Raw genomic sequence first — 9,714 nt, 5'->3', positions numbered from 1 at the left:
GTTATGACGAAAAAGATTGTTGAATTTGTCTGTTATCTACGGGATTTAGGCATTACTTTAGAAGCTGATGAAAACCGCTTACGCTGTCAGGCTCCCGAAGGAATTTTGACCCCAGCACTCCGTCAAGAAATTGGTGATCGCAAACTGGAATTATTACAATTTTTACAACGGGCCAAACAGTCTAAAAGTACCGCTCATTTGCCTATTAAACCTGTCGCTAGAGACGGTCATTTACCCCTGTCTTTTGCTCAACAACGTTTATGGTTTTTACATTATCTTTCCCCTGATAGTCGTTCCTACAATACCGTGGAAATATTGCAAATTGAGGGGAATCTCAATCTGACTGTGCTAGAGCAGAGTTTGGGGGAATTAATTAACCGCCATGAAATTTTTAGAACAACATTCCCCACTGTTTCAGGGGAACCGATTCAGAAAATTGCACTTCCTAGTCGTTTTCAGTTAAAAGTTGATAATTATCAAGATTTAGACGAAAATGAACAATCAGCTAAAATTCAACAAGTAGCAGAATTGGAAGCAGGACAAGCTTTTGATTTAACGGTGGGGCCACTGATTCAGTTTAAGCTATTGCAATTGAGTCCCCAGAAGTCGGTGCTACTGTTGAAAATGCACCATATTATCTATGATGGCTGGTCTTTTGGCATTTTAATTCGGGAATTATCGGCTCTATACGAAGCATTTTTAAAGAACTTAGCCAATCCTCTCCCTGCGTTGTCTATTCAGTATGCAGATTTTGCGGTTTGGCAACGTCAATATCTCTCAGGTGAGGTCTTAGATAAACAACTCAATTATTGGCAAGAACAGTTAGCAACAGTCTCTCCTGTTCTTACTTTGCCAACGGATAAACCCCGCCCAGCAATACAAACTTTTCAAGGAGGAGTTGAGCGTTTTCAACTGGATCAAAATGTCACTCAAGGTCTTAAAAAGTTAGGTCAAGATCATGGCGCAACCCTGTTTATGACGTTGTTGGCCGGTTTCGGCGTTTTGCTATCTCGTTATAGTGGTCAATCTGATCTGATGGTGGGTTCTCCGATCGCTAATCGTAATCAAGCAGCGATCGAACCTTTAATTGGCTTTTTTGCCAACACTTTGGCTTTAAGAATTAACTTATCAGAAAATCCCAGTTTTTTAGAATTATTAGAACAAGTTAAACAGACAACTTTAGAGGGTTATGCTCACCAAGACCTACCCTTTGAGATGTTAGTAGAAAAGCTACAACTTGACCGTGATTTGAGCAGAAATCCTTTAGTACAGGTAATGTTTGCGCTACAAAATACCTCTCAAGATGATTGGAATCTTTCAGGTTTAAATATTGAAAATTTATCCTTGTCAGTGGAAGCAACTGTCAGATTTGATCTGGAAGTCCACTATTGGGAAAAGCCAGAAGGTTTAGAGGGGATTTGGCTCTATAGTAGCAACTTATTTGATGCGACTACTATTCAGAGAATGGGACAAAATTTTCACCACTTAATCAAGGAAATTATTACCAATCCTCAAACCAAGGTTAAACAATTACCATTGTTGACAATGGCAGAGATTCATCTATTATCATCTTGGAATGACACTCATGCTGACTATTTAGCAAAACAGTTAACTTCAAATAAGCCCCAATTATCTATCTATCAGTTAGTTGAAAAACAAGTCTCATTAACGCCTGATTCTGTAGCAGTAATCTTTGCAGATCAACAACTAACCTATGCAGAACTGAATGAGCGAGCTAATCATTTGGCTCATTATTTGTGTTCTTTAGGAGTAAAAGCTGATTGTCTAGTCGGTTTATGTGTCGAGCGTTCCTTAGAAATGGTAATAGGAATTTTAGGCATTCTGAAAGCGGGAGCATCCTATTTACCTCTTGACCCCGAATATCCGATGGAACGTTTAAGTTTTATGGTAAAAGATGCTCAAATTTCTGTGCTATTAAGTCAAGAGAAACTTGTGGAAAAACTGCCTGAATATCAAGCAACACGAGTTTATTTAGATAGGGACTCGCCCACTATCGCTGAGTTTAGTCGAGAGAATTTGAATCTTGAGGTACAGCCCCATAATCTGGGTTATGTTATTTATACTTCTGGTTCAACAGGACAGCCCAAAGGGGTGATGATGGGTCAACTAGCCCTGTGCAATCTGATTCTTTGGCAATTGCAAAATACGACGGTTACTAATGAGGCTAAAACGCTACAATTTGCACCGATTAGTTTTGATGTTTCCTTTCAAGAAATTTTTGCCACTTTGTCTGCTGGAGGAACATTAGTTTTGATCACAGAAGAACTAAGACGAGATACTTCCGCCTTATTAGATTTTCTGGAAAAGCAAGCAATTGAAAGGCTATTTTTACCCTTTGTTGCTCTACAGCAATTAGCAGAAGTCAGCGTTAGTCGTAAATTTTTGGTAAGCAGTTTACGGGAAGTAATCACAGCAGGAGAACAATTACAAATTACACCAGCGATCGCTGCTTGGTTTAGAGACTTAGAAAATTGTACTTTACACAATCATTATGGTCCTTCAGAAAGTCATGTTGTTACCAGTTTTACCCTGACAAATCCAGTAGAGAATTGGCCGCTTCTTCCTCCCATTGGTCGTGCGATCGCCAATGTCCAAATTTATATTTTGGATGCCTTTTTACAGCCGGTGCCGGTGGGAGTTTCAGGAGAGTTATACATTGGTGGAGTCGGGGTGGCAAGGGGCTATTTAAATCGTCCTGAATTAACAGCGGAAAGGTTTATTCCTAATCCTTTTGATCCCCCCCTAACCTCCCTTGATAAGGGGGTAGAGCAGCCGTCAAATTTGTATAAAACGGGAGATTTAGCTCGTTATTTACCCGATGGCAATATTGAATATTTAGGACGCATTGACAATCAGGTAAAAGTTCGAGGTTTTCGCATTGAGTTAGGAGAAATTGAAGCGGTTCTGAGTCAATGTCCCGATGTGCAAAATACGGCGGTAATTGTCCGCGAAGATACTCCTGGCGATAAGCGCTTAGTTGCCTATGTGGTTCTTACTTCCAACTCCCAGATAACTACTAGCGAACTGCGTCAATTCTTGGCGAATCAATTACCCGCCTATCTTGTTCCTAATACCTTTGTTATTTTAGATGATTTGCCCCTAACCCCCAGTGGCAAATGCGATCGCCGTTCCTTACCTATACCCGAAACACAAGCGTTATCAAATGACTATATTGCCCCTAAATCCCCCACTGAAGAAATTCTGGCTCAAATATGGGGGCAAGTTCTCAAGATAGAAAGAGTCAGCAGAGAAGATAATTTCTTTGAATTGGGGGGGCATTCCCTTTTAGCTACCCAGGTAATGTCCCGTCTGCGTGAAACTTTTCAAGTCGAATTACCTTTGCGTAGTCTCTTTACCGCTCCCACTATTGCTGAATTGGCCCTAACAATTGAGCAATCTCAACAGGTCATTTCTGCTCCTCCGATCCTAACCAGAACCGACAATATTAACTTACCGTTATCTTTTGCTCAACAACGTTTATGGTTTCTGGATCAATTAGAACCTAACAGCGCCTTTTATCATGTAGGGGGAGCCGTAAGACTAGAAGGAACATTAAATATTACTGCCTTAGAGCAAAGCTTAAAAGAAATTATTAACCGTCATGAAGCTTTACGCACAAATTTTATAATGGTTAATGGTCAAGCCACTCAAATTATTCACCCTACTATTAATTGGCGATTGTCTGTTGTTGATTGTCAAAATTTAACCGACACTCAATCTCTGGAAATTGCGGAAGCTGAAAAGCCCTTTAATCTTGCTCAAGATTGCTTATTTCGTGCTACTTTATTCGTGCGATCACCGCTAGAATATCATCTACTCGTGACCATGCACCATATTGTTAGCGATGGCTGGTCAATTGGAGTATTTTTTCAAGAACTAACTCATCTTTACGCTGTCTATAATCAGGGTTTACCCTCATCTTTAACGCCTATTAAAATACAATATGCTGATTTTGCGGTCTGGCAACGGAATTGGTTACAAGGTGAAATTTTAAGTAATCAATTGAATTATTGGCGCAAACAATTAGCAAATGCTCCTGCTTTTTTACCTTTACCGACAGATAGACCTAGGCCCGCAATCCAAACTTTTATTGGTTCTCATCAAGAATTTAAACTTTCTCAGCCATTAAGCCAAAAATTGAATCAACTAAGTCAGAAGCATGGAGTGACTTTATTTATGACTCTCCTGGCTGCTTTTGCTACCTTACTTTACCGTTATACAGGACAAGCAGATATTTTAGTTGGTTCTCCTATTGCTAACCGTAATCGTAAGGAAATTGAGGGATTAATCGGCTTTTTTGTTAATACATTAGTTCTGAGATTGAGTTTAGATAATGATTTAAGTTTTCAAAATTTGCTAAACCATGTTAGAGAGGTTTCTTTAGCATCCTACGCCCATCAAGATTTACCTTTTGAAATGTTAGTAGAAGCACTACACCCTCAACGAGATCTCAGTCATACCCCTTTATTTCAGGTAATGTTTGTTTTGCAAAATACACCAGTGGCTGATCTAGAACTTAAAAATGTAAAGGTTTGTCCTCTACCGATGGAAAATAAGACTGCTAAATTTGATTTAACCTTATCAATGGAGAATCTAGAGGAAGGATTGATTGGGGTTTGGGAATATAACACCGATCTATTTAATGGCTCAACCATTGAGCGAATGAGTGGACATTTTGTCACCTTGTTAGAAGATATTGTTGCCGCTCCAACGAAGTCAGTTTTACGGTTGTCTTTGCTGACGCAAGAGGAAAAACTGCAATTATTGATTAAAAACCAGGGTGTTCAAGTTGATTATTCTCAAGAGCAGTGCATCCATCAATTATTTGAAGCGCAAGTTGAACGGACTCCCGATGCGATCGCGGTGGTATTTGAGGAGCAATCATTAACATACACTGAATTAAATCATCAAGCTAATCAGTTAGCCCATTATTTACGAACTTTAGGCGTGGGAGCAGAAGTTTTAGTCGGTATTTCCCTAGAACGTTCTTTAGAAATGATTATCGGCTTATTAGCCATTCTCAAGGCGGGTGGTGCTTATCTCCCTCTTGCTCCTGACTATCCCACTGAACGTCTTCTATTTATGTTAGAAGATAGTCAAGCTTCTTTTTTGATTACCCACAGTTCTTTATTAGCAAAATTGCCTCCCTATCAAGCAACTCTTATTTGTTTAGATGAGATTGAAGAGCAAATTGCTCAATATTGTCAAGATAATCTTCAAAACGGACTAACTGTTTCTAATTTAGCCAATGTGATTTACACCTCTGGCTCTACGGGTAAGCCTAAAGGGGTGATGGTTGAACATCGGGGTTTAGTTAATTTAGCTCTTGCTCAAATTCAATCTTTTGCAGTCAACCATAACAGTCGTGTGCTGCAATTTGCTTCTTTTAGTTTTGATGCTTGTATTTCAGAAATTTTGATGACCTTTGGTTCTGGAGCGACGCTTTATCTTGCTCAAAAAAATGATTTATTGCCAGGTCAGCCATTAATTGAACGGTTAGTAAAGAATGGAATTACTCATGTGACTTTGCCGCCTTCAGCTTTAGTGGTTTTACCCAAGGAATCATTACCCAACTTACAAACCTTAATTGTGGCGGGTGAGGCTTGTTCTCTGGATTTGGTTAAACAATGGTCAGTCGGTAGAAACTTTTTTAATGCCTATGGGCCAACGGAAGCGAGTGTTTGTGCCACGATTGGACAATGTTATCAAGATGATTTAAAGGTCACGATTGGCAAGGCGATCGCCAATGTCCAAATTTATATTTTAGATGCCTTTTTACAGCCGGTGCCGGTGGGAGTGTCAGGAGAGTTATACATTGGTGGAGTCGGGGTGGCAAGGGGCTATTTAAATCGTCCTGAATTAACGGCGGAAAGGTTTATTCCTAATCCTTTTGATCCCCCCCTAACCCCCCTTGATAAGGGGGTAGAGCAACCATCAAAACTCTATAAAACGGGAGATTTAGCTCGTTATTTACCCGATGGCAATATTGAATATTTAGGACGCATTGACAATCAGGTAAAAATTCGCGGTTTTCGCATTGAGTTAGGAGAAATTGAAACGGTTCTGAGTCAATGTCCCGATGTGCAAAATACGGCGGTAATTGTCCGCGAAGATACTCCTGGCGATAAGCGCTTAGTTGCCTATGTGGTTCTTACTTCTGACTCCCAGATAACTACTAGCGAACTGCGTCAATTCTTGGCGAATCAATTACCCGCCTATCTTGTTCCTAATACCTTTGTTATTTTAGATAATTTACCCTTAACCCCCAGTGGCAAATGCGATCGCCGTTCCTTACCTATACCCGATGATCAGACCAGAAAAAATATTCCTAAAATTTGCCCGCGTAATTTAGTGGAATTACAATTAGCTCAAATCTGGTCAGAGATTTTAGGCATTAATGATATTGGTATTCAGGAAAACTTCTTTGAATTAGGCGGTCATTCTTTGTTAGCAGTCAGTCTGATCAATCGTATTGAACAAAAGTTAGATAAACGTTTACCATTAACCAGTCTTTTTCAAAATGGAACCATAGCAAGTCTAGCTCAATTACTAGCGCAAGAAACAACTCAGCCAGCCTCTTCACCGTTGATTGCTATCCAGTCTCAAGGTAATAAGACCCCATTTTTTGCTGTTCATCCCATTGGTGGTAATGTGCTGTGTTATGTCGATTTAGCTCGTAATTTAGGAACGAAACAGCCGTTTTATGGATTACAATCATTAGGGCTAAGTGAATTAGAAAAAACTGTAGCCTCTATTGAAGAAATGGCAATGATTTATATTGAAGCAATACAAACTGTTCAAGCCTCTGGTCCCTACTATTTAGGAGGTTGGTCAATGGGAGGAGTAATTGCCTTTGAAATCGCCCAACAATTATTGACCCAAGGTCAAGAAGTTGCTTTACTGGCTTTAATAGATAGTTATTCTCCCAGTTTACTTAATTCAGTTAATAGGGAGAAAAATTATGCTAATTCCCTGACAGAAGAATTTAATGAAGATCTCAATATTGCCTATTCTTTCATCAGAGATTTAGCAAGTATATTTAATCAAGAAATCTCTTTCTCTGGGAGTGAACTTGCTCATTTTACATCAGACGAATTACTAGACAAGTTTATTACTTGGAGTCAAGAGACGAATCTTTTGCCGTCAGATTTTGGGAAGCAGCAGATTAAAAACTGGTTTAAAGTTTTCCAGATTAATCACCAAGCTTTGAGCAGCTATTCTCCCAAGACGTATCTGGGTAGAAGTGTTTTCTTAGGAGCGGAAGACAGTTCTATTAAAAATCCTGGTTGGCATCAAGTAATCAATGACTTGCAATCTCAATGGATTAGCGGCGATCACTACGGTTTAATTAAAAATCCAGTCCTCGCTGAAAAACTCAATAGCTACCTAGCCTAAAACTTTCAAAAAGACCTGATTATTGTTTAAAATGAATGATCGTTCACCGGTCAGAGGACAAGTATGACAACCCAAACAGCTTCTAGTGCCAATGCCCTTGCTTCCTTTAACCAATTTTTAAGGGATGTAAAGGCGATCGCCCAACCCTATTGGTATCCCACTGTATCAAATAAAAGAAGCTTTTCTGAGGTTATTCGTTCCTGGGGAATGCTATCACTGCTCATCTTTTTGATTGTAGGATTAGTCGCCGTCACGGCTTTTAACAGTTTTGTTAATCGTCGTTTAATTGATGTCATTGTTCAAGAAAAAGATGCGTCTCAATTTGCCAGTACATTAACTGTCTATGCGATCGGATTAATCTGTGTAACGCTGCTGGCAGGGTTCACCAAAGATATTCGCAAAAAAATTGCCCTAGATTGGTATCAATGGTTAAATACCCAGATTGTAGAGAAATATTTTAGTAATCGTGCCTATTATAAAATTAACTTTCAATCTGACATTGATAACCCCGATCAACGTCTAGCCCAGGAAATTGAACCGATCGCCACAAATGCTATTAGTTTCTCGGCCACTTTTTTGGAAAAAAGTTTGGAAATGCTAACTTTTTTAGCGGTAGTTTGGTCAATTTCTCGACAGATTGCTATTCCGCTACTGTTTTACACGATTATCGGTAATTTTATTGCCGCCTATCTAAATCAAGAATTAAGCAAGATCAATCAGGAACAACTGCAATCAAAAGCAGATTATAACTATGCCTTAACCCATGTTCGGACTCATGCAGAATCTATTGCTTTTTTTCGGGGAGAAAAAGAGGAACAAAATATTATTCAGCGACGTTTTCAGGAAGTTATCAATGATACGAAAAATAAAATTAATTGGGAAAAAGGGAATGAAATTTTTAGTCGGGGCTATCGTTCCGTCATTCAGTTTTTTCCCTTCTTAGTCCTTGGCCCTTTGTATCTTAGAGGAGAAATTGATTATGGACAAGTTGAGCAAGCTTCATTAGCTAGTTTTATGTTTGCATCGGCCCTGGGAGAATTAATTACAGAATTTGGTACTTCAGGACGTTTTTCTAGTTATGTAGAACGTTTAAATGAATTTTCTAATGCCTTAGAAACTGTGACTAAACAAGCCGATAATGCCAGCACAATTACAACCATAGAAGAAAATCATTTTGCCTTTGAACACGTCACCCTAGAAACCCCTGACTATGAAAAAGTGATTGTTGAGGATTTATCTCTTACTGTTCAAAAAGGTGAAGGATTATTGATTGTCGGGCCCAGTGGTCGAGGTAAAAGTTCTTTATTAAGGGCGATTGCCGGTTTATGGAATGCTGGCACTGGGCGTTTAGTGCGTCCTCCCCTAGAAGAAATTCTCTTTTTGCCTCAACGTCCCTACATTATTTTGGGAACCTTACGGGAACAATTGCTGTATCCTCTAACCAATCGTGAGATGAGCAATACCGAACTTCAAGCAGTATTACAACAAGTCAATTTGCAAAATGTGCTAAATCGGGTGGATGACTTTGACTCCGAAAAACCCTGGGAAAACATTCTCTCCCTCGGTGAACAACAACGCCTAGCCTTTGCTCGATTGTTAGTGAATCCTCCGAGTTTTACCATTTTAGATGAGGCGACCAGTGCCTTAGATTTAACAAATGAGGGCATTTTATACGAGCAATTACAAACTCGCAAGACAACCTTTATTAGTGTGGGTCATCGAGAAAGTCTATTTAATTACCATCAATGGGTTTTAGAACTTTCTGCTGACTCTAGTTGGGAACTCTTAAGTGTTCAAGATTATCGCCTTAAAAAAGCGCGAGAAATGTTTACTAATGCTCCGAGTAACAATTCCATAACACCCGATATTACCATCAATAATGGATCAGAACCAGAAATAGTCTATTCTCTTGAAGGATTTTCCCATCAGGAAATGAAATTATTAACAGACCTATCACTCTCTAGCATTCGGAGTAAAGCCAGTCGAGGGAAGGTGATTACAGCCAAGGATGGTTTTACCTACCTTTATGACAAAAATCCTCAGATATTAAAGTGGCTCAGAACTTAACTTTAAATGACTCTAACAAAGGGGCGATCGCGCCTCTTTGAACTGAATTTAGTTTTTCTTGTGTTAAGTAGCTGATTATAATTAGGGTTGGCTGAATAAATGTGAAATGTAGGCAAGGTAAGGTTTTTGTGGCTTTTCTCGCTCCCACAGGTGCAAGATTTTGAGAGAATTGTGCTTCCAAACCTTGCGTCTTCATCGGCCCGCGTCCTGTAGGGGCGAAGCATTCGGGCA

3 protein-coding genes are annotated in these 9,714 nt (G+C 39.5%); 2 read left to right on the top strand and 1 reads right to left on the bottom strand.

Features of this window, described 5'->3' with window-relative positions; all coding sequences use genetic code 11:
- The first annotated feature begins 3 nt into the window (after window positions 1-3).
- Complete coding sequence (locus IM485_RS12635; RefSeq protein ID WP_287743451.1) at window positions 4-7,416, top strand: non-ribosomal peptide synthetase; 7,413 nt, start codon at window positions 4-6, stop codon at window positions 7,414-7,416.
- A gap of 63 nt (window positions 7,417-7,479) precedes the next feature.
- On the top strand, window positions 7,480-9,483 hold the full coding sequence (locus IM485_RS12630) for an ABC transporter ATP-binding protein/permease (protein WP_287743449.1): 2,004 nt from the start codon (window positions 7,480-7,482) through the stop codon (window positions 9,481-9,483).
- Here IM485_RS12630 and IM485_RS12625 read toward each other — a convergent pair.
- The coding region (locus IM485_RS12625; protein WP_287743448.1) for a hypothetical protein at window positions 9,473-9,714 on the bottom strand (242 nt) is incomplete at its 5' end. The two genes, IM485_RS12630 and IM485_RS12625, sit on opposite strands and share 11 nt — an antisense overlap.

This window comes from Microcystis sp. M169S2 (assembly GCF_020245865.1).
In the GTDB taxonomy this organism is placed as follows: domain Bacteria; phylum Cyanobacteriota; class Cyanobacteriia; order Cyanobacteriales; family Microcystaceae; genus Microcystis; species Microcystis ichthyoblabe_A.
This window is presented reverse-complemented; position numbering and strand designations above follow the sequence as displayed.

What these genes read in the sequence shown, in the direction of transcription:
- IM485_RS12635 (WP_287743451.1), top strand. Translation starts at nt 4, where the DNA reads ATGACGAAAAAGATTGTTGAATTTGTCTGTTATCTACGGGATTTAGGC.
- IM485_RS12630 (WP_287743449.1), top strand. Translation starts at nt 7,480, where the DNA reads ATGACAACCCAAACAGCTTCTAGTGCCAATGCCCTTGCTTCCTTTAAC.